The 26,793-nt window shown below is 61.8% G+C and carries 24 protein-coding genes and 1 tRNA gene; 21 read left to right on the top strand and 4 right to left on the bottom strand.

From position 1 onward, the window contains the following. Positions 1-21: 21 nt before the first annotated feature. The 9 genes from metK to pyk all read left to right on the top strand — a co-directional run bounded on the left by metK (position 22) and on the right by pyk (position 9,357). Positions 22-1,227: a methionine adenosyltransferase gene (gene metK, locus NBW56_RS01280; RefSeq protein ID WP_250257682.1), complete on the top strand. Its 1,206-nt coding sequence runs from the start codon at positions 22-24 to the stop codon at positions 1,225-1,227. Between the two features lie 48 nt (positions 1,228-1,275). Continuing rightward, positions 1,276-2,844, top strand: a complete 1,569-nt coding sequence (locus NBW56_RS01275) for an anthranilate synthase component I (RefSeq protein ID WP_250257681.1) — start codon at positions 1,276-1,278, stop codon at positions 2,842-2,844. After that, complete coding sequence (locus NBW56_RS01270) at positions 2,844-3,467, top strand: Trp biosynthesis-associated membrane protein (protein ID WP_250257680.1); 624 nt, start codon at positions 2,844-2,846, stop codon at positions 3,465-3,467. Before NBW56_RS01275 ends, NBW56_RS01270 begins: the two co-directional genes overlap by 1 nt. Positions 3,468-3,569: 102 nt before the next feature. Then, positions 3,570-3,797, top strand: coding sequence for an HGxxPAAW family protein (locus tag NBW56_RS01265; RefSeq protein WP_065247870.1), 228 nt, complete (start codon positions 3,570-3,572; stop codon positions 3,795-3,797). Positions 3,798-3,890: 93 nt separating this feature from the next. After that, positions 3,891-4,694, top strand: coding sequence for an indole-3-glycerol phosphate synthase TrpC (gene trpC, locus NBW56_RS01260; protein ID WP_250257679.1), 804 nt, complete (start codon positions 3,891-3,893; stop codon positions 4,692-4,694). A gap of 30 nt (positions 4,695-4,724) precedes the next feature. Beyond that, complete coding sequence (gene trpB / locus NBW56_RS01255) at positions 4,725-5,996, top strand: tryptophan synthase subunit beta (RefSeq protein WP_250257678.1); 1,272 nt, start codon at positions 4,725-4,727, stop codon at positions 5,994-5,996. Position 5,997: 1 nt separating this feature from the next. Continuing rightward, entirely contained in the window at positions 5,998-6,804 is an 807-nt protein-coding gene (trpA, locus tag NBW56_RS01250; RefSeq protein WP_250257677.1) for a tryptophan synthase subunit alpha, read from the top strand. Then, entirely contained in the window at positions 6,801-7,736 is a 936-nt protein-coding gene (lgt, locus tag NBW56_RS01245) for a prolipoprotein diacylglyceryl transferase (RefSeq protein ID WP_250257676.1), read from the top strand. The genes trpA and lgt overlap by 4 nt, the downstream gene beginning before the upstream one ends. 142 nt (positions 7,737-7,878) lie before the next feature. After that, on the top strand, positions 7,879-9,357 hold the full coding sequence (gene pyk / locus NBW56_RS01240) for a pyruvate kinase (protein ID WP_074297015.1): 1,479 nt from the start codon (positions 7,879-7,881) through the stop codon (positions 9,355-9,357). A 58-nt stretch (positions 9,358-9,415) separates the two neighbouring features. Here pyk and NBW56_RS01235 read toward each other — a convergent pair. Beyond that, positions 9,416-9,497: transfer RNA gene (locus tag NBW56_RS01235), tRNA-Leu, on the bottom strand. A 204-nt stretch (positions 9,498-9,701) separates the two neighbouring features. Between NBW56_RS01235 and NBW56_RS01230 the strand changes: the two genes are divergently transcribed. Further along, positions 9,702-10,340, top strand: a complete 639-nt coding sequence (locus NBW56_RS01230; RefSeq protein WP_065247866.1) for an ANTAR domain-containing response regulator — start codon at positions 9,702-9,704, stop codon at positions 10,338-10,340. Here NBW56_RS01230 and NBW56_RS01225 read toward each other — a convergent pair. After that, positions 10,337-10,801: a PaaI family thioesterase gene (locus tag NBW56_RS01225; protein ID WP_250257675.1), complete on the bottom strand. Its 465-nt coding sequence runs from the start codon at positions 10,799-10,801 to the stop codon at positions 10,337-10,339. The genes NBW56_RS01230 and NBW56_RS01225 overlap by 4 nt on opposite strands. A 25-nt stretch (positions 10,802-10,826) precedes the next feature. Here NBW56_RS01225 and polA point away from each other — a divergent pair, with 25 nt between their 5' ends. The 8 genes from polA to aroB all read left to right on the top strand — a co-directional run bounded on the left by polA (position 10,827) and on the right by aroB (position 21,794). Continuing rightward, entirely contained in the window at positions 10,827-13,511 is a 2,685-nt protein-coding gene (gene polA / locus NBW56_RS01220; RefSeq protein ID WP_250257674.1) for a DNA polymerase I, read from the top strand. A gap of 322 nt (positions 13,512-13,833) precedes the next feature. Further along, the gene (locus tag NBW56_RS01215; RefSeq protein ID WP_250257673.1) at positions 13,834-14,460 is read left to right on the top strand and encodes a DUF6318 family protein; all 627 of its coding nucleotides are present in this window, start codon (positions 13,834-13,836) and stop codon (positions 14,458-14,460) included. A 442-nt stretch (positions 14,461-14,902) separates the two neighbouring features. After that, entirely contained in the window at positions 14,903-15,541 is a 639-nt protein-coding gene (locus NBW56_RS01210; protein ID WP_250257672.1) for a DUF6318 family protein, read from the top strand. Positions 15,542-16,163: 622 nt separating this feature from the next. After that, positions 16,164-16,562, top strand: coding sequence for a PKD domain-containing protein (locus tag NBW56_RS01205; protein ID WP_250258514.1), 399 nt, complete (start codon positions 16,164-16,166; stop codon positions 16,560-16,562). A 715-nt stretch (positions 16,563-17,277) separates the two neighbouring features. After that, positions 17,278-18,741 (top strand): 30S ribosomal protein S1, encoded by a 1,464-nt coding sequence (gene rpsA / locus NBW56_RS01200; RefSeq protein WP_061211984.1) that lies wholly within the window; start codon positions 17,278-17,280, stop codon positions 18,739-18,741. A 128-nt stretch (positions 18,742-18,869) separates the two neighbouring features. Further along, on the top strand, positions 18,870-20,102 hold the full coding sequence (gene aroC, locus NBW56_RS01195; protein ID WP_250257671.1) for a chorismate synthase: 1,233 nt from the start codon (positions 18,870-18,872) through the stop codon (positions 20,100-20,102). Continuing rightward, the gene (locus tag NBW56_RS01190; RefSeq protein WP_250257670.1) at positions 20,099-20,710 is read left to right on the top strand and encodes a shikimate kinase; all 612 of its coding nucleotides are present in this window, start codon (positions 20,099-20,101) and stop codon (positions 20,708-20,710) included. The genes aroC and NBW56_RS01190 overlap by 4 nt, the downstream gene beginning before the upstream one ends. Continuing rightward, entirely contained in the window at positions 20,697-21,794 is a 1,098-nt protein-coding gene (gene aroB, locus NBW56_RS01185) for a 3-dehydroquinate synthase (protein ID WP_250257669.1), read from the top strand. Before NBW56_RS01190 ends, aroB begins: the two co-directional genes overlap by 14 nt. Before the next feature lie 42 nt (positions 21,795-21,836). On the opposite strand, the gene NBW56_RS01180 is transcribed toward aroB, so the two are convergent. After that, a complete protein-coding gene (locus tag NBW56_RS01180; protein WP_250257668.1) occupies positions 21,837-22,643 on the bottom strand; it encodes a trimeric intracellular cation channel family protein in 807 nt (268 codons plus the stop codon). A gap of 79 nt (positions 22,644-22,722) precedes the next feature. Between NBW56_RS01180 and coaE the strand changes: the two genes are divergently transcribed. The 3 genes from coaE to NBW56_RS01165 all read left to right on the top strand — a co-directional run bounded on the left by coaE (position 22,723) and on the right by NBW56_RS01165 (position 26,090). Continuing rightward, positions 22,723-23,397, top strand: a complete 675-nt coding sequence (coaE, locus tag NBW56_RS01175; protein ID WP_250257667.1) for a dephospho-CoA kinase — start codon at positions 22,723-22,725, stop codon at positions 23,395-23,397. A 23-nt stretch (positions 23,398-23,420) separates the two neighbouring features. Next, positions 23,421-25,520: an excinuclease ABC subunit UvrB gene (gene uvrB / locus NBW56_RS01170; protein WP_250257666.1), complete on the top strand. Its 2,100-nt coding sequence runs from the start codon at positions 23,421-23,423 to the stop codon at positions 25,518-25,520. Between the two features lie 96 nt (positions 25,521-25,616). Next, the gene (locus tag NBW56_RS01165; protein ID WP_250257665.1) at positions 25,617-26,090 is read left to right on the top strand and encodes a YbhB/YbcL family Raf kinase inhibitor-like protein; all 474 of its coding nucleotides are present in this window, start codon (positions 25,617-25,619) and stop codon (positions 26,088-26,090) included. A gap of 9 nt (positions 26,091-26,099) precedes the next feature. Here NBW56_RS01165 and NBW56_RS01160 read toward each other — a convergent pair whose 3' ends face one another. Beyond that, positions 26,100-26,792 carry an MBL fold metallo-hydrolase gene (locus NBW56_RS01160; RefSeq protein ID WP_250257664.1) on the bottom strand — a complete coding sequence of 231 codons (693 nt, stop codon included), beginning with the start codon at positions 26,790-26,792 and terminating at the stop codon, positions 26,100-26,102. Between the last annotated feature and the right edge of the window lies 1 nt (position 26,793).

The following is a 26,793-nucleotide window of genomic DNA, read 5'->3' as shown; positions in this document are numbered from 1 at the left end:
ATATCGTCGAAAAGGCAGTACATGACTCTCAGCGACCTGCGGTATTTCACCTCCGAATCCGTTACGGAGGGACACCCGGATAAAATTTGCGATCAAATTTCCGATGCGATTCTCGACGACATGATTGCCCAGGACGTTCAGTCACGCGTCGCGGTTGAGACGCTTGTGACGACGGGCCTCGTGCACGTCGCCGGTGAGGTGCGAACCGAGGGCTACAGCGACGTGAACTCGATTGTTCGTGAGGTCATTCGTTCGATCGGTTATGACTCTTCTGAGAAGGGCTTCGACGCGGATTCTTGCGGGATTGAAGTCTCGATCGGTGCGCAATCTGCCGATATCGCCCTGGGCGTGGATAACTCTGAAGAGTTTAAGGGCGGAAGCGTTGAGCAGGGCTTCCAGCTCGGGGCCGGTGACCAGGGGCTGATGTTCGGATACGCGTGTACCGATACGAAGGACCTCATGCCGCTTCCCATCTATGCGGCCCACAAGCTCGCCCAGAACCTCTCGAACGCACGCCGCGACGGCGTGCTGCCGTACCTGCGCCCCGACGGAAAATCTCAGGTGACCATAGGTTATGACGATGATTTCGTCGCGCGCAGCGTCAACGCTGTCGTGGTCTCGAGCCAGCACGCGGAGGACGTCGATGTTTCCGGGCAACTCACCGAGGCCATCTCTCGCGTGGTGATCCAGCCTGTCCTCGACGAACTCGCGGAGCTGGGCCTTGCAATCGACGACGTCAAGCGCCACATCAATCCCACCGGTCGCTTCGTTGTGGGCGGGCCCAAAGGCGATGCGGGCCTCACGGGCCGTAAGATCATCGTCGATACCTACGGCGGTATGGCACGCCACGGCGGCGGCGCTTTCTCGGGTAAGGACCCCTCGAAGGTCGACCGCAGCGCAGCGTACGCTCTTCGATGGGTGGCCAAGAATGTCGTCGCAGCGGGCCTCGCCGATCGGTGCGAGATCCAGGTGGCCTACGCGATCGGTCGAGCAGCCCCCGTGGGTCTCTATGTGGAAACCTTCGGAACCGGGAAGGTGCCCGAACACCAGCTCGCACGCGCGATCGAAAAGGTCTTCGATCTTCGCCCTCAGGCGATCGTTGAGGAGCTCAATCTTTTGCGCCCGATCTACCGGAAGACCTCGGTTTTCGGTCACTTTGGCCGGCCTCTTCCCGAGTTCGAGTGGGAGAAGACGAACAGAGCCGAAGAACTTACGCGAGCGCTCTAGCTGGCTGAGCCCACGAAGTTTTCGGGGGCGACGACGAAAGGAGAGCGCATGTCCAAGCGCGTTATTTACCCCGAAAAGGTGCGCGGCCTTGAGGGGGCAAAGCTCGGCGAAGTATGGCCGGATCGCGAGACCTTTCTCGAGCTCGCTCGCTCGCAGCGCATCGTTCCCGTCGTGATTCGGCTCCTCGCCGATCAAGACACGCCGATTTCCCTCTACCGGAAGCTCACGGCTCCCTCGGGCCCAGCGGGCAGTTTCTTGCTCGAATCTGCCGGCCAGGGCGAGGACTCGCGTTGGTCGATCATCGGAGTCAAGGCCCGTGCTTCCCTCACCGAGAAGGACGGCGAAGCACGTTGGTACGGGGACGTCCCCGCGAGTGTTCCCACCTCGGGCGATCCCCTTGAGGCGCTCAGGGCCACGGCAACGGCGTTTAAATCCGCGCGCTTCGACCACCTACCGCCGTTCACCGGCGGACTCGTGGGTTTTGTGAGCTACGACGCGGTGCGCAGGATCGAAAAGCTCCCGCATCAGCCCATTGACGAGATTGGCACGCCAGAACTATGCATGCTCCTCGCTGAGGACGTTGCCGTCTTTGACCACACCGATAGCACGGTCCTTCTCGTCGCGAACGCTCTCAACCTCAACGGCCACCAAAGCGGTGCGGAGGAGGCTTACGACGCGGCACTCGTACGGATCGAGGCGATGCGAGAAGCGCTTCGGGCGAGGATCGAGACGACCCCCGTCGTCTACTCGAGCGTGGAGTCGCCGTTGAGCACGGCGCGGACAAGCCAAACAGAATTCGAAAAATCGGTCGAAACTGCGATCGAGAACATTATCGATGGCGAAATTTTTCAAGTCGTCCCCTCGCAGCGTCACACGCAGGTCACGAACGCCGACCCCCTCGAGGTGTATCGCGTTCTTCGCAGGCTCAATCCCTCGCCGTATATGTTCCTCGTGCGAGCGCATGACGGCGATGGGAAGCCGATCGACATTGTGGGGGCGAGCCCGGAGACTCTCGTCACGGTGCGAGACCGTCAGGCGAGCACGCACCCGATCGCGGGCTCACGCCCGCGCGGAGTGGATGCCGAGGATGATGAGCGCCTCAAGAATGAGCTGCTGGCCGATCCCAAAGATCGCTCTGAACACCTCATGCTCGTGGATCTCGGCCGAAACGACCTGCACAAGGTGTGCCAAGCGGGAAGCGTGATTGTGCGCGACTTCATGAATGTCGTGAAGTACTCGCACGTCATGCACATGATTTCGTCGGTGACGGGCACGCTTAAGGACGGCATGACCGCTTTCGATGCGCTGACCGCGACCTTCCCCGCGGGCACGCTCACGGGGGCGCCGAAACCGCGGGCGATGCAGATTATTGACGAACTCGAACCCGTCTCACGAGGGATCTACGGCGGCACCGTAGGCTACCTCGACTTCGCGGGTGATCTTGACATGGCCATCGCCATTCGCACGACAGTGATGAAGGACGGTCGCGCACACGTTCAAGCTGGCGGCGGCGTTGTCGCGGATTCATCCCCCACGATGGAGCACCGGGAGTCGCTTTCCAAAGCGGCGGCCGCCGAACGAGCCGTGGCGAGTGCCGAAACTCTCAGGAGTCAGTGATGGCACGGCAAACGTCGGCATCGACCGGTTTCCGCACCCCGCTCCTGCTCGTGCTTGTTGTGGCCGGGGGAGTGGCCGCTATGCTCACGCAACCGACGTGGGTCGAGGGAGAAGCCGTGGGGCTCGCGGGCAACATTGCCGAACTCAGCATCGCGGGCGCGAAGGCGTCACCGCTCTCGCTTGCGTGCGCGCTCGTGGCTCTTGCAGCCGCGGGCGCTCTCAGCCTCTCTCGGCGCGGCTTGGCTCTCGCGTGCGCGTTCGTGTCTTTGCTTGCGGGGATCGGCATTGCAGTGAGCGGCGTACTGGTGTTGCTTGACCCGGCTCGTGCTGCCTCAAGTGCCGCACTCGAGGCCACGGGAAGTGTGAATGCGCCCGTCGACGTATCGGCGTCATGGCCCGTCGTGGCAACGATTGTGTGCGGGGTGCTCGTGACGATTGCGGGCGGACTACTCGTGGCGCGCACGCGCGTGGCGGGTGGCGGCGGGGCAACCCGGACCCGCTATACCCGACATGCGCCGACCGGCGAGGCAGGAAGTGCGAAGCGGAGTGAGCGCACGGACGCAGAGGCCTGGGACATGCTAAGCCTTGGTGAGGATCCGAGCGATGCGCGTTTCGAGAGGTGAGTGGGCGCGCAATCCCACGCGGAAACGTGGCACAATGATTCTCGCGGACTGACGCGAAAATTCGCCAAGAAGCCTCAGACTCAATTTTTACCGGAGTGAAGAATGCCGAAGACCTATCTCGTTCCCCCCGCCCCGCCGCAGAATGAAGGCAAAACCGTTGCCGCATGGACCTTCTCGGCTCTCGTGCTGCTCGGTGCGATCCTCTTCGCGCTTGGCATGGTTACTGGCCAGAGCGTCCTTCTTCTCGTCGGCATTGGGGCGGTGGTGCTCGCCATCGTGGTCGGGTTCATTCTCCGCACCGCGGGATTCGGTCAAAAGGTCAAGCGCTAACCCGAATTTTTACCGCCCTGCGCGAAGGAGAGTCTTTTCGTGCAGGGCATTTTGCTACCAACGACGGGTTCGAGCACTCGAGGAGGGTCCCACGTGAGCATACTGGACGAGATCATCACGGGGGTGCGTGAGGATCTTGATCGGCGTAAGTCCGACGTCTGCCCAGCCGATATTGAGCACCGTGCGCGCGAGGCGGCTCCCGCGATCGATGTGGTCGAACGTCTTCGCTCGCAGGCGACACTTGGGCTTTTCGCCGAAGTGAAGCGCTCGTCCCCGTCAAAAGGTGCGCTCGCCGACATTCCTCACCCCGCGCTGCTCGCCGATGCTTATGAAAGCGGTGGGGCGACGGCGATTAGCGTTCTCACGGAGGAGCGCCGGTTTGCCGGATCCCTCGCGGACCTTGACGCAGTGCGCTCACGCGTGGAGATTCCCGTGCTGCGCAAGGACTTCATGGTCGAGGATTACCAGATCTTCGAGGCGCGCGCCCACGGAGCAGACATCGTGTTGCTGATTGTCGCGGCCCTGAGCGACCTCCAGCTTCAGCATCTTTACGCCCTTGCACGCTCCCTCGACATGCGTGTGCTCGTCGAAGCGCATACGCCGGAGGAAGTCGACCGGGCGCTCGCAAGCAAGGCCGAACTTATCGGGGTGAACGCTCGCAACCTTAAAACTCTTGAGGTTGATCTGGACTACGCGTGCTCTCTGCTGGGCGAGATCCCCGAGGACCGCCTCGCCGTGGGAGAATCGGCGGTCGCAACGCTCGCCGACGTGGAAGCCTATGCCCGCGCGGGCGCAGACGCGGTCCTCGTGGGAGAAGCGCTTGTGCGCCACGCAGAGCCCACCAAAGCCGCGCGCGACTTTCGTAGTGTCAAGCGACAAGGGCGCGCACGGAGTTGACGCGTGTGGAGGAGAATAGGAGGAGTGACATTGACCGACACTTTTACCCCTGAGGACGGACCGTTTTTCGGTGAGTTCGGCGGGAGGTTTCTCCCCGAGGCTCTCATTCCCGTGCTCGATGAACTCACGAAGGCGTGGCACGCGGCCGACGATGATCCGGCCTTCACTCGTGAGCTCGAACGACTTCATCGCGAGTACACGGGGCGACCGTCGCTCCTCACTGAGGTCCCGCGCTTTTCCGCCCTCGCGGGCGGTGCGCGGATTTTCCTCAAGCGTGAAGATCTCAACCACACGGGCAGTCACAAAATCAACAATGTGCTCGCGCAGGCCCTTCTCGCCAAGCGCATGGGCAAGACCCGCGTGATCGCCGAAACAGGTGCTGGCCAGCACGGCGTCGCTACCGCCACGGCCGCAGCGCTCCTCGGTCTCGCATGCCGCATTTACATGGGCGAAGTCGACACGGAACGCCAGGCCCTCAATGTTGCCCGCATGAGACTTCTCGGCGCGGAAGTGATCCCCGTGACCCACGGTTCACGAACCCTCAAGGATGCGATCAACGAAGCCTTCCGCGATTGGGTCACGAATGTTCACACAACGCACTACCTCCTTGGAACGGTCACGGGGCCGCATCCGTACCCCACGATGGTGCGGCAGTTCCACTCGATGATTGGGCGCGAGGCACGCGAGCAGATCATCGCCCAGGCGGGTCGCCTTCCCGACGCGATCGTCGCGTGCGTGGGCGGAGGCTCGAACGCGATGGGGCTCTTCCACGCGTTTCTCGAAGATTCTTCGGTGCGGATCGTTGGTTGTGAGGCCGGAGGTTCGGGCATCGAGTCGGGCGAGCATTCCGCGACGATCGGGGCAGGCAGCCCCGGTGTCTTACACGGGGCACGCTCATACGTGATGCAAGATGAGGATGGTCAAACCATCGAATCCCACTCCGTGAGTGCCGGCCTCGATTACCCGAGTGTTGGCCCAGAGCATGCTTACCTCGCCGACACGGGCCGTGCGGAATACCGCGCGATTACCGATACCGACGCCATGGAAGCCTTCGCCTTGCTCTCCATGACGGAAGGCATCATGCCCGCGCTTGAATCCGCGCACGCCCTTGCCGGTGCTCTCGCCCTCGGCCGTGAACTCGGCAAAGACGCGGTCATCGTCGCGAACCTTTCGGGGCGCGGCGATAAGGACGTCACGACGGCATCGACCTGGTTCGGACTCATCGGGGACGAGAAACGGGCAGATCTTGAAGAGATCAAAGATCGGATTCGCGCGGTGCTTGCGAGCGAGGAAGAGAACTGACATGAGGCATCTTTCAGCAGAGGTTATTGACCGTGCCAAGGGGGAGGGGCGCGCTGCACTCGTCGCGTATATTCCCGTGGGCTTCCCAAGCTTTGCGGGGAGTGTGGAGGCAGTCCGCGCACTCGTAGGCGCGGGCGTCGACGCTATCGAGTTCGGGATCCCCTACACGGATCCCGTGATGGATGGCCCGGTGATCCAAGAGGCCGCGGATCTTGCGCTTTCCCAAGGCACGCGCCCCGCCGATGTGATGCGGGCACTCGACGCCCTGAGCGATCTCGATGCGGCGCTCCTCGTCATGAGCTACTACAATCCGATCCTCAAATACGGGCCCGACGCCTTTGCACGCGACCTCGCTGCCGCAGGTGGCGCCGGTGTGATCACCCCGGATCTCACGCCCGACTCGGGCCGAGAGTGGATCGAAGCGTCGCGCACGCACGATGTCGAACGGATCTTCCTCGCCGCGCCGAGCTCTCCCGAAGAACGGTTGCGGCTCGTGACTGAATCAAGCACTGGTTTTGTGTACGCCGCGTCCACCATGGGGGTCACGGGGCCTCGCACACACGTGGGCGATGCCGCGAAAACCCTCGTCGAACGCACGCGCGCCGTGGGCGCCGAGCGGGTGTGCGTGGGGCTCGGTGTTTCGAATGGCGCGCAGGCCGCGGAAGTGGCAGCCTATGCCGATGGGGTCATCGTGGGGAGCGCCTTTGTGAGAAGACTCCTCGAAGCACATACACCGTCGGAAGGGCTCCGCGCCCTTGAAACGCTCGCAACAGAATTGCGCAACGGAATTGAGGAGGCACGCGCATGATTTCCGCGACGATCCCTAGCCCGCCTGTCAGCTCGTTCAGCATCGGCCCTATCACCATTCACTTCTACGCGCTCTTTATCCTCACCGGTATCGCCATCGCGTACGCGTGGTCGCTCAAGCGCTGGAGCGAGCGTGGCGGTGACCGCGACGATTTCTTTGACATCGCTTTCGTGACGATCATCGCGGGAATTATTGGTGCGCGGATGTATCACGTGGGTGTGAATATCCCGGACTATTTTGGGCCCGGGAAAGATCCGCTTAGCGCGCTGCGCATGTGGGAGGGCGGCCTTGGAATCTGGGGCGCGGTCGCGGTCGGCGGCCTCGCGGCGTTCTTTATGACCTGGCGCAAAGGCGTGCAGTTCCTCGCGCTGGCCGACTCGATCGCCCCGACTCTCTTCGTTGCGCAGGCGATCGGTCGTCTTGGAAACTGGGCGAACCAGGAGCTTCACGGCGAACCGAGCACTTTGCCGTGGGCCCTCGACATTACGTGCGAAACCAACGGCAGAACGATCCTCGGGTGCGTTCCCGGCACCTATCAACCGACCTTCCTCTACGAAGCGCTCTGGAATCTCGCGGCGTGCGCGATCGTTCTGTTCCTCGCGAAACGGTTCAAAGTTGCGGGCGGCCGCATCTTCGTGATGTACATCATCGCCTATTCTGCCGGTCGCACACTCATGGAAACCATGCGAACAGAACCTTCGACGATGGTGTTTGGGCTCCGCATCCACATGGTGATCTACATCGTGACGGGGCTCATCGCGATCGGCGTGTTCCTGTGGCTCACCAGGCGAGCGAAGACCAAGGGAGAAGCACGCGGGGCGTACGAGAGTATTAACGGCGAACCGCTCGCGCAGCGCGAAGCCGGCCACACCGGTCATGAGGAAGCAAAAGCCCCGGAGCAGGGAGAAAATCTTAAAAACCCCACGAAATAAGGGGCAAACTGGGAGTGGCGCCGATTACTTAATTGTAGGGTGATAGGTGGATCTCGGCGATGCGACCCGCGCCCCTCGTGCGCTCGCTCCCGAGCACACGGCGCACGTGGGTCCCGCCTCTCATAGCTACAGATGGGTAGACATGCGTAAAGCAAAAATTGTGTGCACATTGGGACCTGCAACGAACTCGTACGAGCAGATCCGCACGCTTATCGAGTCGGGCATGAACGTCGCCCGCATGAACCTCAGCCACGGCACCTACGCCGATCACGAAGCGGTGTACGCCAACATTCGTAAGGCTTCCGAGGACCTCGGTAAAAACGTTGCCGTTCTCGTGGACCTTCAAGGCCCTAAGATCCGCCTTGGCAAGTTCGAGGATGGCCCCCACGACCTCGCTGTCGGCGATATTTTCACGATCACGACCGACGACATTCTCGGCACGAAAGACCGTGTGAGCACGACCTTCAAGGGACTGCCTGGTGACTGCCGCCCCGGCGATACTCTCCTCATCGACGACGGCAAGGTCGGCGTCCGCGTTGTCGAGGTGACTGACACCGACGTCAAGACCGTCGTCGAAGTGCCCGGTCCCGTCTCGAACAATAAGGGCATCAACCTTCCCGGCGTCGCCGTTTCCGTTCCCGCGATGAGCGAGAAGGACATCGCTGACCTTCGCTGGGGCCTCCACCTCGGCGCGGATCTCATCGCCCTGAGCTTCGTGCGCGATGCGCACGACATCGAAGACGTGCACCGCGTGATGGACGAGGAAGGCATTCGCCTCCCCGTGGTTGCCAAGATCGAGAAGCCCCAGGCAGTGCGTGCTTTGCGCGGTATCGTCGGCGCTTTCGACGGCATCATGGTGGCCCGCGGCGACCTCGGTGTGGAGCTTCCTCTCGAGCAGGTCCCGCTCGTGCAGAAGCGCACCATCGAACTCGCTCGACGCAACGCGAAGCCCGTCATCGTGGCGACCCAGGTGCTCGAGTCGATGATTACGAACCCGCGCCCGACCCGCGCCGAGGCTTCGGACTGTGCGAACGCCATCCTCGATGGTGCCGACGCGGTCATGCTCTCGGGCGAAACTTCCGTCGGCGCCTTCCCCTTTGAGGCCGTGCGCACGATGGCGCGCATTGTCACGAACACCGAAGAAAACGGTGCGGACCGCATCTCTGAGCTCGGCACCATCCCGCACACTCGCGGCGGTGCGATCACTCGTGCTGCAGCCGAGATTGGCGACCAGCTCTCGGCGCAGTACCTCGTGACGTTCACCGAGTCGGGCGACACCGCTCGCCGTCTTTCGCGTCTGCGTCCCACCATTCCTCTTCTTGCGCTGACCCCGTACGAGAAGGTCCAGCACCAGCTTTCGCTTAGCTGGGGTATCGAAGCGCACCACGTGGAAATGCAGACCGATACCGATCAGATGGTGAAGGTCGTCGACGAACTTCTGCGTGAGAAGAAGGGCCTGCAGCCCGGCGACCTCGTGATCATCGCGGCTGGTTCGCCTCCGGGTGTTCACGGCTCGACCAACACGCTGCGCGTGCACCGCATCGGTGACCTCGACGGCACCGAAGCTGCGCGCGTGGAAGCCGACCGCATTGCGAAGGGCAAGGCGATTCCCGAGGCCTGATCCTCGAACAGTCGCATATAAAAAGGGTGGGGAGCGTGAGCTCCCCACCCTTGTGCTGTACCGGGTACGGGACTCGAACCCGTACGTCCGAAGACAACGCATTTTGAGTGCGCCGCGTCTACCAATTCCGCCAACCCGGCCCTGTGCGCTTATTAAGGCACGCCCTATAGAATAACCAACGAGTTCGCGCTTGCCTAACTGGCGCTGGCTGCGCGTCGTCTCATACACGTGAGTAATATCGTGGGAAGCGACTGCCGATTCCGCTCAGGGGGCGAGTGTGCTGCACTATGGAGTTGGAGCGCGCTCGCTGCACAACGATAAAAACAGGCGAAAGATTGGATGCCATGAACGAAAACGAAGCTGTGGAAAAGATCGCCGAGAACGAACAGGATTCCGGTCTCGTGGCGCGCACGGCTGTTGTGGCTGAGGACGAAAGCCTCATTCGCATGGATATTGTCGAGACCCTCACTGAAGCGGGTTACGAGGTCGTCGCCGCTGTGGGCGATGGCGCGAGCGCTGTGGAGAAAGTGCGCGAGCTTCGCCCCGACATCGTCGTCATGGACGTAAAAATGCCGCAGATGGACGGCGTGTCCGCGGCTGAGGCTATCGGCAAGGAGCACCTTGCTCCCGTCGTGATGCTGACGGCGTTCTCGCAAAAGGAACTCGTGGAGCGTGCGCGAGATGCCGGCGCCATGGCATTCGTGGTCAAGCCTTTCACCCCTAACGATCTGCTTCCCGCCATTGAGATTGCGCTTTCGCGCTATCAGCAGATCACGTCGCTTAATGAGGAAATTCGCGATCTTGAAGAACGCTTCGAGACTCGTAAGCGCGTGGATCGCGCGAAGGGGCTTCTGCAGACCAACATGAATCTGAGCGAGCCGGATGCTTTCCGTTGGATCCAGAAGACGTCGATGGATCGCCGTCTGACAATGCGCGAGGTTGCCGACGCCGTCATTGACCAGCTCGGCCCTCATAAGGACTAACGCGCAGAAACCTCTTCTCGCGGCGGAAAGAGACGCGCGGTTCCGAGGACGGTACTCACGAGAGTGCCGTCCTCGCGTCGTATCTCGGCGAGATAGCTCGCGTGGGTGCGGCCCAGGTGCTGTGCGTGAGCGGTCACGTGAACGAGGCCTTCGCGCGCGGGCGCGTGGTGGGTTGCGCTGAAGGAGGTTCCGACGGCTGCTGCGCCTTCACCGTGGAGACTTTCCGCATGGAGCTGTGCGGCGAGTGATATGGCAGTTTCGGCGAGCGCGATCGTGGCGCCACCGTGCAGCAGACCGTGCGGCTGCCGATTTGGCGCAATGGGCATACTGAGGTGTGCTTCCCTCGCGGTCAGTGAGAGCACCTCCATTCCCATGCGCTCGCACAGTGTTCCCTTGAGCTCCTCGCGTAGGCGTGTGAGAGTATCCTGTGTCGCGGTTGTCGCGCGTGCGTTCGTGTCCATTCGCCTAGCGTGACACACTTGACGCATGAGCGAGATCGAAAACGCCCCTGAGAGGCGCATCGTTGTGATCGATGGCCATGCGATGGCCTTCCGCGCGTTCTTTGCCCTGCCACCGGAGTCGTTCGTGAACAGCGCGGGGCAGGCGACGAACTCGGTGTACGGTTTTTGCCGCATGATCTTCAACATCGTGAAGAACGAGAAGCCCACTCACATGGCGGTCGCCTTCGATCTGCCGGGCGGCACCTTCCGCGATCGTATTTACAGCGAATACAAGGGCGGCCGTGAGGCCACTCCCGAGGCATTCAAGGGGCAGGTCGCCCTTATTCAGCAGGTACTTGAGGCCATGGGCATCGCGCATTTTAGCGTCGAGGACTACGAGGCCGATGACATCGTTGCCACCATCGCCACGTATGCGAAGGATGCCGGGGTGCAGCCTCTGCTTGTCACGAGTGATCGCGACGCGATCCAGCTCGTTGATGAGACGATTACGCTTTTGCAGCCGGTGAAGGGCGTCACGGAGCTTCGCCGCATGACTCCCGAGGCTGTCGAAGAGAAGTACCTCGTTCCGCCGAAGCTCTACCCGGATCTCGCTGCGCTTGTGGGGGAGAGCGCCGATAATCTTCCGGGTGTTCCCGGTGTAGGACCCAAAACCGCCGCGAAGTGGCTTGGACTGTACGGCACACTCGACGGCATCCTTGAACACCGCGATGAGATCAAAGGCAAAGCGGGGCAGTCGCTTCGCGATCACGTCGAGGACGTGGTGCGCAATCGCCGCATGAACGAGGCCGTGCGTGACCTGGATCTGCCGAAGGATTTCGACGCTTATCTTCTTGGACGCGGCGATCGTGTCGCCATCAACGCGCGCTTTGATGAACTCGCCTTTGGGCCGGGCATCCGTCGGGATATTCCCGCGGGGCTTTTGCCCGCCGATGCCGCGGAGGATGCCGGTACCCAGCCGATCGTTGCGAACCCCACCCTTCCCGTGATTCAACCGGAAACTGGGCAGCTTGGCGCGCTTCTTGCAGAGCATGCCGCTTTGGGAGGCGCCCTTGAGGCCGACGGCACCTGGGCGATGGGCGAAGCGGAGTTTCGCGGCCTGGTGATTGCCACCGGCAGCGCAAGCCTTGACATCAGCGCCTCGCGCATGAATGAGCAGGATCGCCGTGAGCTCGAGCGATGGCTGCGAAATTCGGTCATTCCAAAATGGACGCTTGACTCCAAGGAGCTCGCGCATATTCTTGGCGGTGCGGGCTTCGCCATTCGCGGGCTCGACGTTGATCTCTCTCTCGCGGAGTTCCTGTGCAGGCCTGGGCAGCGACCCGCAGATGTGGCCGGCCTGGCGATGCGCCACCTCCACGAGGAATTCCCGAAACTCGACAAGAAGCCCACCGCGCAGGCGCTACACGAGGATCTTTTGGGACGTGCGAGGGCGGAGTACCGTCTGACCCCTCTCCTCGTGAAGGACATGGATGCGCATGAGACCCGCGCCATTTACGATGATCTCGAACTGCCGCTTGCGCGTGTGCTGACGCAGATGGAGGAATCGGGCATTGCCGTTGACGCTACCGAGCTTGACCGGCTCGATGCGGTACATGCCGAACGGCAGTCTGAGGTTGCCGCTCGCGCTTTCGCGGAAATCGGTGGCGAGGAAATTAACCTCGGTTCACCGAAGCAGCTTCAAACCGTGCTGTTCGACCGGCTCGGGATGCCTCCGACCCGCAAAACCAAGACGGGCCATTCGACTGACGCCGAATCCCTCACCGACCTTTACGCGAAGACTGGGCACCCTTTCCTTCAGGCGCTTCTCGAGCACCGCGACGTCACGAAATTGCGCCAGATTATCGAAACGCTGCGCAAATCCGTGACCGAGGAAGGGCGTATCCACACGACCCTTTCGCAGAACGTCGCGGCGACGGGGCGCCTGGCCTCGTCTCACCCGAACTTGCAGAACATTCCGGCGCGCACCGAAGCCGGCCGTCAGATCCGCGGAGCCTTCCACGCGAGCGAAGGCTTCGAGTCGCTGCTCACGGCCGACTATTCGCAGATCGAGATGCGCATCATGGCGCACCTGTCTGGCGACGAGGGGCTCATCCAGGCTTTCCGTGACGGCGAGGACCTCCACAGCTTCGTCGCCTCGCAAGTGTTCGGCACCCCGGTCGATCAGGTGACGAGCGAAGAGCGTTCGAAGACGAAGGCGATCAGCTATGGCCTCGCCTATGGGCTTTCCGCTTTCGGTCTTTCCCGCCAGCTGCACATCTCCCAGGCCGAAGCAAAAGCACTGCGCGAACAGTATTTTGAGCGCTTTGGCGGGGTGCAACACTATCTCCACGAAAGTGTGGAGAAGGCGCGTTCACTCGGCTACACGGAAACTCTTCTCGGTCGACGCCGCTACCTTCCCGAACTTACGAGCGATAGCCGGCAGCGGCGAGAAAATGCCGAGCGTGTCGCCCTTAACTCGCCGATTCAGGGGAGTGCTGCCGACATCATCAAGCTCGCGATGCTGCGCGTTGACCATGCGCTGAAGAAGACCGCCGCCGCCTCGCGTCTCGTGCTCCAGGTTCACGACGAGCTCATCGTCGATGTCGCCCCCGGTGAAATCGACCTCGTGAGTGACATCGTGCGCGAAGGCATGGAGGGAGCCTACGAGCTTTCCGTACCCATGGACGTTTCGGTGGGCGTTGGCCACTCCTGGCTGGAGGCCGCGCACTAGCCCCCATCTTCCCTTCTGGATTGCATAGGGGTTATGGGGGTTTGCGCCCGTAGCGTCCGCCGCCGCCCCTCTACCCGGCCTCGATCAAGCACTGACCAGGCAGCATGTTCCGTGGGCACTCACTCGCTCGCGTGCCGCATCGTTGCGATGCAGATCGACGTAGCCCAAGGTCGACACAGCTGTTCGCGAAAAATCCTGCTTCTTTTCTGCGGTAGGTATTGCACGCTTGCGAGCAGTCTGGTTCGCTGTACCGAGTGGGTCGGTCCCAGATCGACGGGTGTGACAGGCGGGAGAACACATGAAGCGGAACTCGCGATGGCGCATGCTGTCGACTGTAGGCGCCCTTGCCATTGCCTCAGCTGCGCTCACCGCATGCAACGAAGACGCGATGCCGGTTATCGGCCCGACTCCTGTCGCACATACGGCACCGGCAACCAGCGGGAGCGATGCGGGCGGAGCAGGCGTCGGAACTGGCGAGGCGCCCGAACGCACCGATGGGCTTCCTCCACACAATGAGGCACTGAGGAAGCCGGATGGCGAAGTGTTCGAGGCACGCCATTTCGCAACTGATGAGGGCGCTAAGGCCACGGCCAGATATGTCATTGCGGCCCTCTATTACGGATACGCGACCGGCGACACGGCCCCCTACGAGAGCGTCGTTTCGCTCGGGGCGTGCAAGGCTTGCGGGGAAACGCTCGCCGAAATGGACCGGTGGCGCGAGAATAAGCATTTCGCGAGCGTCGTGGGTGTGACCCCCGGGGAGATTAGTACTGACACCACGAAAGATGGTTACGTCTTGGTCCGGTACCAATTCACCATCGAGGATCTCCACCCCGGCTCCTACGGAGACTCCACGGAGGGCCAGCCGACGGAGCAGCACACGGTCAAAATGACGCTGGATTTCAGCGACGGGGAGTGGCTTGTGCTGCACTTCGATTGGCTCGACTGAAATTCCTCCCCCTTCCATCCCGCCCTCCTCGAATTGCATAGGGGTTGTGGGGGTTTGAAATCGTCGTGCGCTTCGCAGGCTCACGAGACTCGTTCCTCCCCTGAGTCGCCTTCCACCCCGCTTCCTCTCTACCCGGCTCCTTTGACCGCTCGAGAGCCCGAGTGAGGCGTCGCTACCCCCGAACCGAGTGGAGCACGCCGACTGTGAGCGGCTGCTATGACCGGAGCAAATCGTCTCTCGTGGTTCGGGCGACTGTGCATGAGGGGTGAGTGCCGAGGCGGTTTCTCGTGTGCCCCAAGTATTCACAATGTCGGCTTATCCGTTGCGCAGGCTTTAGCGTTCTGATTGGCTATGTGACATGGGCCTCGCTCGGGGGAGTGGGGCCGCGTCGAGCTGGATGGGGGAGTGTATGCGGAGCGGGCGGGCACAGGTCCTTGGTGCGTTGAGTGTCGCGGTTGTGGTGGCGGCTGGTTTCGTGGGCTGTGGTGGTGAGTCTGCGGGTGGTCCGACGCCTGCCGTGCAGTCATCCAGTTCTCCGCTGAGCAGTGATGCTGGCGGTGCAGGTTCTGGTGGTGGCAGTGATGGCGGCGGTGAAGTGACCGGCCGCACGCCGAATCTTCCTCCGGAGAATGCGGCTCTCGAGGCTCCTGATTTTAAGGACTATACGGGGATTACTTACGAGACCGATCAGGGCGCCCAGGAGACAGCTAAGTACTTCTTTGATGCTATGTACTATGCGTACGCCACTGGTGATACTGAAGCGCTACGTGAGTCTTCGAATTTGGAGACCTGTGGTGCCTGTAATCGCCTGATTGATGAAATTGATAAATGGCGAAGTCGCGGAACGTATCTCAGTCCTGCAACGATTGAACACGTTGATTCTTGGGTATCTGGCAAGAAAGACGGAATTTCGGAAGTTCACTATATTTTTAGGGTGAATGACGTTAAGAAGTTCAAGAAGGGCGAAGAGCTAGAGCAATTTCCCTCTAAAGAATATGCATCGGGTTTTCGCATGAAATTTGCTAACGGCAAATGGCAAATCCAAGGCGTTGCGTGGAAGGGCTCTGATGAGGTGGAGTAGAGGTCGATGGTTCTTAGTCTGCTTACTTGTACTCAACATGCAGGTCGTTATGGCACCTACCGTATTCGCTGATCAAGGTTCAGAAGACATTTTTACGGGTGATGGTGGGGACGAAAGCATCAACATTTCTGTGCGGCGTGATCCAAAGCCGGGGCGTGGTCGTGGTGATTCTGTTGAGCGGCCTGTGGATATGTCGCCGGGGAAGCGTGATGCGGTGACGGATGGCCCGCGGCGGGTGTGGGTGTCGGCGAGTGATCGGGATTTGGGTTGTCGAAGTGGTGGGCCTGATGTGTTTCGGGTGCTTGCTGTGACGTCGTTTTGTCGCACTGTGCGGGCAGCGTGTCCGGTTGCTTTTCCGGGGGCGTCAGTGGTGGTGGGGCGTGAGGTGGAGGTGTCGACGGGGGCGCCGATTTTGGGGACGGAGCGTGTGTCGGGGTGTTCGTCGCCGTCTTCGAGCTCGGGTGGGGGTGCTCCTGTGATGCCGGTGGTGTCGCAGGAGGATTTTCGGTCGCTTGGTGTGGAGCCGCTTGTGGCACATTTGGGGCCGCCGGGAGAGTGGATCCCGATTGGGTTGGACATGGTGGTGTGGGCGGAGTCTCGGGTGTAGACTTTTGAGGTGGAGATGCTCGGTCAGGCTGTGAGTGTGCGGGCGACGCCGGTGAAATATATCTGGGATTTTGGTGATGGGACGGTGCTCACGACCTCGTTTCCCGGTAGGCCGTTTCCGAATAAGGATGTGTCGATGGGGTATGCGTTCGAGGGGTGGTATGAGGTGTCGTTGGTGACGGTTTTTAGTGGGGAGTTTTCGGTTGGTGGGGGTGCGTGGCAGCCGATTGATGGCACTGTGCAGGTGAGGTCTGAACCGAAGTGGATGTATTCGGATCTTCGTCAGGCGCGTCTTGTGGGGGATGAGGTCCCCGAGGAGTATCTCGATATTCCAGAACGGGGTGAGGATACGCTGGGGCCGTTGAACCCGGAGGCGGAGAAGAAAACGCTCACGAAACCGCGCAAGAAGAACTAAGTTTTAGTCTCCCGTTGGGCGGGGGCGAGAAAATGAGGCGGCACCGTTTCGGAAGTCCTCTCGTCGTTTTTCTCCACCATCATGAGGCGGTCTATGTCGCGCAAGTGCCCTGGGATCACAACTCCTGGGCTCTATAGAGTCAAAGCCCCACTGACTTAGGGGCCAATATCCCCCAAACCCTGTGGTTTCAAACCCCCACAACCCCTATGGAATTCAGTGAGGTTGGGGTGGAGGCGGCTGATAATCGCCGGCAGCCCGACCTTCACGATGGTGCGGCCGAGGGCAATCGGGCCGGGTCCGTTTGTGAGGGCCGCGAAGCGCGCCCACTATCGTTTCCCATGAGTCGCGACAAAAACCGGAGATTTATGCAAGGGGGCCTTCCAGGCGCTTGGTGTGTGCGGATCGTGGGCCCGTCCAGGCCGTGGGGCGAGTGTGCGAGAGGCAGACGGTGGAGTGGGCGCCGCGTACGTCGTGCCTCGCAGGCCAAGCAGCCCGCGATGCGGCACGGCAAACCCCCACAACCCCTCTGCAATTCAGAAGTGCGGGGGCGGGCGTGAGTGTTGAATTAGTCACCTCCCGGCGCAGAGGGCGCTTATGAGTGGGGATTTCGTTGACCCCCGCGTATGCAGACCGCTAGGCTAGATCAGGTGTGTGCGCTATGCCCACACGTGTTTCTGTACCAACTACTACCTGTCCCGACGGAGCCATTTACTACATGACCACGAACAACGCACCTCAGATCGCCATCAACGATATCGGTAGCGAAGAGGAACTCCTCGCCGCGATCGATTCGACCATCAAGTACTTCAACGATGGCGACATCGTCGAGGGCACCGTCGTCAAGGTTGACCGGGACGAGGTTCTTCTTGACATCGGCTACAAGACCGAAGGTGTCATTCCTTCCCGCGAACTCTCGATCAAGCACGATGTCGACCCCGATGAGGTTGTCGAGGTTGGCGACGAGGTCGAGGCACTCGTTCTCCAGAAGGAGGACAAGGAAGGTCGCCTGATCCTCTCGAAGAAGCGCGCGCAGTACGAGCGTGCGTGGGGCTCGATCGAGGACATCAAGGAAAACGAGGGTGTCGTCACCGGTACCGTCATCGAGGTTGTCAAGGGCGGCCTCATCGTTGACATCGGCCTTCGTGGCTTCCTCCCCGCGTCGCTCGTTGAGATGCGCCGCGTGCGCGACCTCCAGCCGTACATCGGCCAGGAGCTCGAAGCGAAGATCATTGAGCTCGACAAGAACCGCAACAACGTCGTGCTTTCGCGCCGCGCCTACCTCGAAGAGACCCAGGCATCGGTCCGCACCGACTTCCTCCAGACCCTGCAGAAGGGTCAGGTTCGCGAGGGTCACGTGTCCTCGATCGTCAACTTCGGTGCGTTCGTGGACCTCGGCGGGGTCGACGGTCTCGTCCACGTCTCCGAGCTTTCCTGGAAGCACATCGACCACCCGAGCGAGGTTGTCGAGGTTGGCCAGCCCGTCAAGGTTGAGGTTCTCTCGGTCGAGATGGATCGCGAGCGCGTGTCGCTCTCGCTCAAGGCCACCCAGGAAGACCCATGGCAGCTCTTCGCCCGCACCCACGCCATCGGTCAGGTTGTGCCGGGCAAGGTGACGAAGCTCGTTCCCTTCGGCGCGTTCGTTCGTGTCGAGGACGGCATCGAGGGCCTCGTGCACATCTCCGAGCTCGCCCAGCGCCACGTTGACCTCCCCGAGCAGGTTGTGAGCGTTGACCAGGAGGTCTTCGTCAAGGTCATCGACATCGACCTCGAACGCCGCCGCATTTCGCTCTCGCTCAAGCAGGCCAACGAAGGCGTCGACCCCGAAGGCGACGACTCGACCTTCGATCCTGCTCTCTACGGCATGGCCGCGGAGTACGACGAAAACGGCGAGTACAAGTACCCCGAGGGCTTCGATCCCGAGACCAATGAGTGGCTCGAAGGCTACGAGGCGCAGCGCGAGGCCTGGGAGGCCGACTACGCCCGTGCTTACGAGCGCTGGACCCAGCACAAGGCCCAGGTTGCCGAGGCTGCGAAGGCAGACGCCGAAGCTCAGGCAGCCGCTCCGGCGGCTAGCGAGGCCGCACCGACCTCGTTCCAGTCGTCCTCGAGCGACGAGGGCACCCTCGCTTCCGACGAGGCCCTCGCGGCGCTTCGCGAGAAGCTCACGGGCAACAACTGAACAAAGTGATCGCTTAGCGATCTCACGAAAGCGCTCCTCGTTTTGCGGGGGGCGCTTTCGCCTTTAACCTGAATGGCGTCGGCAACGGGCGCTCGCATCACGCCCACCTCATACCAGAAAGGCCACCAGTGCTGAATTGGATGACCGCGGGGGAGTCACACGGCCCCTCGCTCGTGGCAATAATTGACGGTTTCCCCGCTGGAGTTGAGGTCACGCACGAAACACTGCGCTCCGCGCTTGCGCGGCGGCGCCTCGGCTATGGGCGCGGAGCACGGCAGAAGTTCGAACAGGATGAGATCCGCATCCTCTCGGGCGTGCGTCACGGCGTGACCCTCGGTTCTCCCATCGCGGTAGAAATTAAGAACACCGAGTGGCCGAAATGGGAGAAAGTCATGAGCGCTGATCCCGTGTCACGCGAGGATCTCCTGATCGATGCCGGCACGGGCGATGAGCGTGAAATTGCACGCAACAAACCTCTGACGCGTCCGCGCCCCGGTCACGCGGATCTTGCCGGCATGGCCAAGTACGGTCACGAGGATGCGCGAAACGTGCTTGAGCGTGCGAGCGCGCGAGAGACCGCCGCACGCGTTGTTATCGGTGCCTTGTGCGAGGCGCTTCTCGCGCAAGCCGCTGGCATCAGGCTTGTGTCCCATACGCTGCAGGTGGGTGGTGCCCGGGTTCCAGAAGGCGCTGTGCTTCCGACCCCCGCTGACGCCCCCGCGCTTGACGACGATCCTTTGCGTTGCTTCCACGCTGCATCGTCAAAAGCCATGGTCGCTGAGGTGGATGCCGCGAAGGGGGACGCTGACACCCTCGGTGGCATCGTTGAAGTGCTCGCGTACGACGTTCCCGTGGGCCTCGGCTCACACACGCAGTGGAATCGCAAGCTCGACGGTCGCCTCGCCCAGGCTGTCATGAGCATCCAGGCGATGAAGGGCGTAGAAATCGGGGAGGGCTTCGCTAACGCGGGGCGACGTGGAAGCCTCGCCCACGACGAAATCCTTTCCGGTGGGCATGGCCCGGCAGGCACACGCCGCGCCTCGAACCGGGCGGGCGGCACCGAGGGCGGAATTTCGAACGGCGAGATTATCTCTGTGCGCGGTGCCCTCAAGCCCATCTCTACGGTGCCAAGGGCCCTGCGAACGATCGATACGGTAACGGGCGCTGAAGCGACCGCCAACCACCAGCGCTCCGACGTGTGTGCGGTGGCTCCTGCCGCGGTGATTGCGGAAGCGATGGTGGCGATCACGCTCGCTGAGGCACTTCTCGAAAAGGTTGGCGGCGATAGTGTCGGCGAGATTGCGCCTCGCGTCGAGGCGATTCGCACATGCGCCGAAACTTCCGGCGCGGGTGCGGCATGAGTGCTCCGCACCAGGACGCGCGGCTAACGCGGCTTCGTGCGCCCGAGCTGAACGATCAGGGCCCTAGGCTTGTGCTCGTGGGCCCCATGGGCGCGGGGAAAAGCACGGTGGGGCGGCTCGTTGCGGAAACTCTTGACGTCGCTTTTCGGGATTCTGATGCCGAGATCGAGCGTGAAGCAGGCCGTGCGATTCCCGAAATCTTTGCGACCGATGGAGAGCGACATTTCCGTGCCCTGGAAGAGCGCGTGATCGCGCGTCTTCTCACCTTCCATAGCGGCGTACTGGCCCTTGGTGGCGGAGCAGTGACGTCATCCGCGACCCGCGAGCGCCTGCGCGATGTCACCGTTGTGTACCTTGCGCTTGATTCCGCTCATGCCCCCGAGCGCATCGGTAGCGGTGGTGGCCGGCCCGTTCTCGCGGGGGGTGACCCGCACGCGCGCTGGGTGTCGGTGAGCCGCGCCCGTGAACCGTTCTTCACCGAGGTTGCCACCTGGGTTCTTGACACGAATGGCGCGGCTCCCAAGGACCTCGCGTCGGTGCTTGTGCGTGAACTTTGCAAGCGTTCAACACTCCTCGAGAGCGAAGGGACAGCACATGACGAGTCATGACGGTACGGCCGCCACGGTGATCAAAGTGGGGGAGGGAACGCACTCCTATAGCGTGACGGTCGGCCGTGGCCTCGACAGCACGATCCTCACCGCGATCCCTGAAAGCGTCCTTCGCGTGCTCATCGTTCACCAAGAACCGGTGGCGGGCAGGGCACGTGCTCTCGCCAGGGCACTTGAGTCCGACGGTCGCAAGGCTTTCACCGTGGAAATTCCGGACGCGGAGCAGGCCAAGGGAGTCGAAACTCTCTCGGAGCTTTGGCGTATTCTCGGGACGCAGGACTTCACGCGAAGCGATCTCCTCATCGGGGTGGGCGGCGGCGCCGCGACTGATCTAGCGGGGTTCGCCGCGGCGACGTGGCTGCGGGGAATCGACGTCATTCACGTGCCAACAACGGTGGCGGGAATGGTCGATGCCGCGGTGGGAGGCAAGACCGGCATCAACACCGCGGAGGGGAAAAACCTCGTGGGGGCGTTCCACACGCCGCTCGCGGTGATCGCGGATCTCGAGGCACTCGACGGCTTACCCGGGCACGATGTGTCAGCGGGCCTCGCGGAAGTCGTGAAGGCGGGTTTCATTGCCGATGAACGTATTCTCGAGATCATCGAGGCCGATCCGCGTCGTGTTCTCGACACGCGTGCGTCAGAGTTTGCCGAAATCATGACCCGGGCGATCCGTCTCAAGGCCGATGTCGTGAGCGAGGACCTTACCGAGAAGGGCCGCCGCGAGATCCTCAACTACGGGCACACCCTGGCTCACGCGATCGAACGCCACGAACAGTACACGTGGCGTCACGGTGACGCGGTCGCCGTCGGAATGGTGTTTGCGGCCGAGCTCGCCCACCGAGCAGGTTATTTGAGCTCACACGTGCTCGCTCGCCATCGTTCGGTTCTCACGTCGCTCGACCTGCCCACGTGCTATCGAAAGGGGCAATTTGCCAAGCTCCGGGAGGCGATGGCGCGCGATAAAAAGGCGCGTGGGGCCACGCTGCGTTTCGTGATCCTCGAGGACACGGAGAAGCCCGTTCGCCTCGAAGGGCCAAGCGAGGACTTGCTCGAGGAGTGCTACGACGCGATTAGCGCGTGAAATCGCCCGGAAGGTGTGGTGGGCGCGGATCTGTGCTCGCGCTTAAGGCTCGACCTCGGGAGGATTTTCGAGGATGTCCCGCGCGAGGTCGTCGTTGTCGATGTTGACGACGGGAATCGCGCCCGTCTCGATCGCCACGCGGCGCCGTTCAGCCTTCCGCACGCGCCGAGCGAACGCACGAAGCTGGCTCGGGCTCATGGTCACAGTCAGGTCGGGAGTTTTCGTGGGGAGGCTCCACTGCTTCCACTGCGCGAAGATCGCAAGAAGTGTGCCGCACCCGGCGGCGATGAGCACTGTCCAGGCGGGAAGATCAAAGTAGTAGACGAGCCACGTGAGTACCGACGTGAGAAGAGCGGCAGTCGCATAGAGGGGACCGCCGCCGAACACGACCGGGATGCGCCCCACGGCCATGTCGCGGATGATGCCACCGCCAATACCAGTCGTGACGCCCAGCATCACCGCGGGCAGCGGGGAGAGGCCAACGAGCATCGATTTTGCGGTGCCGATCGCTGCCCAGAGGCCGAGCGCGATACAGTCGAGCACGGTTGTCGTGTGACGCCACATGGGGCCTTCGGATGACGCAACGTAGGCGATCGCTGAGCCCGCGAGACTGACCGTAAGGTACAGGGGATTAGCGAAGGCCGCGGGAATGCCGTAATTGAGAATGAGGTCGCGGATGATGCCGCCTCCGAGGCCCGAGATCACTCCGAGAACGGCGTACCCCACAGCATCGAACTGGAGGCGGCGTGCAAGAGAGCCGCCGACGATACCCATCACAAACACGCCGATGAGGTCGATTGCAATGAGCAGCTGATTCGTGAGGAGAAAGTGATCGGGCGTGGTGTTCACTCCTCTAATCTATTGGAGCGGGCGCGAAGTCCAGAAGCAGGCTGTTGCTCAACTCTCCCAAGGCTAGGAGTGAACTCACATGACGCACGTTTCCGTTCCCGACGCTCCCCCCGGAGTGCACCGCATCGGCCTCACGGGGGGCATCGGTTCGGGCAAGTCCACCGTCGGAAAAATATGGGCCCGAGAAGGGCACCACGTGATCGATTTAGACGCCCTTTCGCGCGCTGTTCTCGACCAACCGGGGGACGGGCTCGAGGAGGCGATTGCCCACTTCGGTGAGGAATACCGTGACTCGGCTACGGGAACGGCTGACCGTGCGGCACTCGCCGCCCTCGTGTTCAACGATTCCCGTGCACGCGCTGAACTCGAAGAGATCGTTCATCGCTACTTGTGGGCCGAGGTAGCAAGGCTCGAAAAGGACTTGGCGAAGACGACGGCCGCGGGGGCATCGCTCCTTGTCGTCCACGATTCGCCTTTGCTGTTCGAACTCGGACACGACGCTCATTATGAGGCGATTGTTGTGGTACTTACCCCCGATGGGGAGCGCATTGACCGAGTCGTCCGCGAGCGCGGCAAGACCCGCGAGTACGTCGAGGGGGTGATTCGGGCGCAAGTGAGTGATAAGGAACGCCAGGCCCGAGGCGATGTGTTCATCGACAATGCGGGGGCACCCGAGGGCCTCGAGACGCGTGCCGACGCTGCCCTCGCCTCGGCGCGCAGACTCATTCGTGACCGGCTCCACGCTCTCGAGTAAGCAGCGGGCGCTAGGCTTAAGCCATGCGTCCCGTGACCGAACTGACCCGTGCGCTCAAGCCCTTTGAAGTTGTATCCGAGTACAAGCCCGCCGGCGATCAGCCGAAGGCCATTGAAGAACTTGCCGCTCGCATCAATGCCGGTGAACAAGATGTGGTACTCCTCGGCGCGACCGGCACCGGCAAGAGCGCGACCGCGGCGTGGCTGATCGAAAAGCTTCAACGCCCGACCCTCGTGATGGCGCACAACAAAACCCTCGCGGCGCAGCTCGCGAGCGAGTTTCGCGAGCTTCTCCCGAACAACGCGGTCGAGTACTTCGTGAGTTACTACGACTACTACCAGCCCGAGGCGTACGTTCCTCAGTCGGATACCTACATCGAGAAGGACTCCTCGATTAACGCCGAGGTCGAGCGTCTGCGCCACAGCGCGACGAACTCGCTTCTGACCCGACGCGACGTGGTCGTCGTGAGCTCGGTGAGCTGCATTTACGGCCTCGGTACTCCGCAAGAGTACGTGGACCGCATGGTGCTTTTGAAGGTTGGCCAGCAGATTGAGCGCGACGATCTTCTTCGCCAATTTATCGACATGCAGTACGACCGCAATGACGTAGCGTTCGTGCGCGGCACTTTCCGAGTGCGCGGCGATACGGTCGAGATTATCCCCATGTACGAAGAGCTCGCGATTCGCATCGAATTTTTCGGCGATGAGATCGATGCGCTCTACACGCTCCATCCCGTGACCGGTGAGGTGATCCGGGAAGAAGAGCAGATCCATATCTTCCCTGCGTCCCACTACGTTGCGGGTCCCGAACGGCTTCACCGCGCGATCAAGGACATCGAGGCCGAACTTGCCGAGCGTCTTGAAGAGCTCGAGAGCGAGAACAAGCTCCTCGAGGCACAGCGCCTTTGGATGCGCACGACGCACGACATTGAGATGCTCCGCCAAACAGGCACGACGAACGGCGTCGAGAACTACTCGCGTCATTTCGATGGTCGTGGGCCTGGCACGCCCCCGAACACGCTCCTTGACTACTTCCCCGAAGATTTTGTGCTCATCATCGACGAATCGCACGTCACCGTGCCGCAGATTGGTGCGATGTTCGAGGGGGACCGTTCCCGCAAACGCACGTTGGTCGATTTCGGCTTCCGTTTGCCCTCGGCGCTCGACAATAGGCCACTGCGCTTTGATGAGTTCATCGAACGTACGGGACAGACCGTGTACCTCTCGGCAACGCCCGCGCAGTACGAACTTGAACGCTCAAACGGCTACGTCGAGCAGATCATTCGCCCCACGGGGCTCGTGGATCCCGAAGTGATCGTCAAACCCGTGCGAGGGCAGATCGATGATCTTCGCGCGGAGATTGAAAAACGAGTCGACAAGAACGAACGCGTCCTCGTCACGACGCTCACGAAACGCATGGCCGAGGATCTCACCGACTTCCTGCTGGAAAACGGCGTGCGCGTGCAATACCTGCACTCCGATGTCGACACGCTTCGAAGGGTTGAACTGCTGCGTGAGCTCCGCCAGGGTGAATTCGACGTGCTCGTGGGAATCAACCTGCTGCGTGAGGGCCTGGACCTACCCGAAGTCTCGCTCGTCGCGATTCTCGATGCCGACAAGGAAGGCTTCCTCCGTTCGCGCACGTCTCTCATCCAGACCATTGGCCGTGCTGCGCGAAACGTGTCCGGTCAGGTACACATGTACGCCGATACGATCACCGATTCGATGCGAGAGGCGATCGACGAGACGAACCGTCGCCGTGAGATCCAGATCGCGTACAACCAGGAGAACGGGATCGATCCGCAGCCTTTGCGCAAAAAAATTGCGGATGTCACAGACATGCTCGCGCGTGAGGATATCGACACCGAATCGCTGCTGGCGACTGACTACCGCAAGGGCAAGGAGCGAATGAAGGGCTCGAGCTCGCCCGAGCGCGGAGGAACGACGGGTAATCGTGCCCTTGACCTGGGGGATAACCCTGAAAAAGCGTTGCGCGAGATGATCGAGGAACTGACCGCGAACATGCATGCGGCGGCCGAGAACCTCCAGTTCGAGGTAGCCGCGCGTATTCGTGACGAAGTGACGGAGCTCAAAAAGGAATTGCGACAGTTCACGGGTGCTTAGATCGCGATGAACGCATAACCGAGTAGCATTGCCGGATCACTCCGTGCAGCGCCGCTCGGTTATTCCGTTTTCGATCGCTTGCAAGGAGACACCGCCATGCGTATTCACACCGACGCCTTCGCCGAGGGCGAGACCATTCCCGTTCGCTTCGCCGAGAACGCCGCACACGGGCAGAACATCCACCCCGATCTCTCATGGTCGGAGGCACCCGAGGGCACGCAATCTTTCGCGCTCACCGTCTTCGATCCAGACGCCCCGACCGGCTCGGGATTCTGGCACTGGATCGCTTTCGATATTCCCGCGAGCATCGCGAGCATCGGGGAAGGTGAAGACCTTCCAGGCGGCGTGCGCGAGTGGGTGAACGATTACGGATATGAGGGCTACGGTGGCCCATGCCCGCCCGAGGGCCGTGTGCATCGCTACATCCACACCGTGCACGCGCTTTCATGCGAAAAGCTCGACGTGCCCGCGGAGGCGACTCAGGCCCAGGCACGCTTTGCGATTTTTGCGAACCAGATCGATTCGGTGAGCCTGACGGGCCGTTTCCAGCTTGCATCCGATGGCGCCTGAGAACGCGCTCTACCAGCCGCGCTCGCGCCATTCGTCAAGGTAGGGACGCTCCGCTCCGATCGTCGTATCCTCACCGTGGCCTGGGTACACCCAGGTTTCGTCGGGGAGCACGCCGAAGAGTCGCATGTCAACGTCATTGAGGAGCGACGTGAAGCGTTCCGAATCGCCCTGAGTTGCGCCGACGCCGCCGGGAAAGAGGGAGTCTCCGGTGAACACGTGGGTACCGTCGGCCTGCCCCCAATAGATGACGGCGATGGAACCCGGCGTGTGGCCCCGAAGGCTGACGATCTCGAGGTCGTTCACGCCCACCCTGATCGTGTCACCGTTGGAGAGCGGCACATCGGTGGGGGTGGGGATCTCCGGAGCGTCTTTCGCCCCGGCAAAGGTTTTTGCCTGAGTCGCGGCGCGCATTTGGGCCAGGGCGCCCACATGGTCGTGGTGGGAGTGGGTCGTGAGGATCGAATCGAGGCGTGAGGTGGGGGAGCCCTCCCGAATGAGGCGCATGAGGCGCGGGGCGTCGGCAGCTGCATCGATGAGCAATTGCGCGCCCGAAACTCTGCACGTGAGCAGGTAGGCATTATTGTCGAGCGGGCCGACGGAGGCCTTGCGAATCACAAGTGAACCGAGGGTGCGCACGTCGCTTTCTCCGCCGACCGTCACGCTTCCCGTGTACTGCTTTCTGAGGGTGCTCATGCTCACCATG

The organism is Dermabacter sp. Marseille-Q3180 (assembly GCF_940792985.1).
In the GTDB taxonomy this organism is placed as follows: Bacteria; Actinomycetota; Actinomycetes; order Actinomycetales; family Dermabacteraceae; genus Dermabacter; species Dermabacter vaginalis.
The sequence above is the reverse complement of the archived record's forward strand: the minus strand, read 5'-3'. Positions and strand labels throughout refer to the sequence as shown.

Bases quoted from the DNA above. Each gene is read 5' to 3' on its own strand.
- coaE (WP_250257667.1), top strand. From the start codon at position 22,723: ATGACGCACGTTTCCGTTCCCGACGCTCCCCCCGGAGTGCACCGCATC.
- NBW56_RS01215 (WP_250257673.1), top strand. From the start codon at position 13,834: ATGCTGTCGACTGTAGGCGCCCTTGCCATTGCCTCAGCTGCGCTCACC.
- NBW56_RS01165 (WP_250257665.1), top strand. From the start codon at position 25,617: ATGCGTATTCACACCGACGCCTTCGCCGAGGGCGAGACCATTCCCGTT.
- NBW56_RS01160 (WP_250257664.1), bottom strand. From the start codon at position 26,792: ATGGTGAGCATGAGCACCCTCAGAAAGCAGTACACGGGAAGCGTGACG.
- polA (WP_250257674.1), top strand. From the start codon at position 10,827: ATGAGCGAGATCGAAAACGCCCCTGAGAGGCGCATCGTTGTGATCGAT.
- pyk (WP_074297015.1), top strand. From the start codon at position 7,879: ATGCGTAAAGCAAAAATTGTGTGCACATTGGGACCTGCAACGAACTCG.
- trpA (WP_250257677.1), top strand. From the start codon at position 5,998: ATGAGGCATCTTTCAGCAGAGGTTATTGACCGTGCCAAGGGGGAGGGG.
- lgt (WP_250257676.1), top strand. From the start codon at position 6,801: ATGATTTCCGCGACGATCCCTAGCCCGCCTGTCAGCTCGTTCAGCATC.
- NBW56_RS01275 (WP_250257681.1), top strand. From the start codon at position 1,276: ATGTCCAAGCGCGTTATTTACCCCGAAAAGGTGCGCGGCCTTGAGGGG.
- rpsA (WP_061211984.1), top strand. From the start codon at position 17,278: ATGACCACGAACAACGCACCTCAGATCGCCATCAACGATATCGGTAGC.
- NBW56_RS01225 (WP_250257675.1), bottom strand. From the start codon at position 10,801: ATGGACACGAACGCACGCGCGACAACCGCGACACAGGATACTCTCACA.
- NBW56_RS01230 (WP_065247866.1), top strand. From the start codon at position 9,702: ATGAACGAAAACGAAGCTGTGGAAAAGATCGCCGAGAACGAACAGGAT.
- NBW56_RS01270 (WP_250257680.1), top strand. From the start codon at position 2,844: ATGGCACGGCAAACGTCGGCATCGACCGGTTTCCGCACCCCGCTCCTG.
- NBW56_RS01190 (WP_250257670.1), top strand. From the start codon at position 20,099: ATGAGTGCTCCGCACCAGGACGCGCGGCTAACGCGGCTTCGTGCGCCC.
- NBW56_RS01205 (WP_250258514.1), top strand. From the start codon at position 16,164: ATGCTCGGTCAGGCTGTGAGTGTGCGGGCGACGCCGGTGAAATATATC.
- NBW56_RS01265 (WP_065247870.1), top strand. From the start codon at position 3,570: ATGCCGAAGACCTATCTCGTTCCCCCCGCCCCGCCGCAGAATGAAGGC.
- aroB (WP_250257669.1), top strand. From the start codon at position 20,697: ATGACGAGTCATGACGGTACGGCCGCCACGGTGATCAAAGTGGGGGAG.
- metK (WP_250257682.1), top strand. From the start codon at position 22: ATGACTCTCAGCGACCTGCGGTATTTCACCTCCGAATCCGTTACGGAG.
- uvrB (WP_250257666.1), top strand. From the start codon at position 23,421: ATGCGTCCCGTGACCGAACTGACCCGTGCGCTCAAGCCCTTTGAAGTT.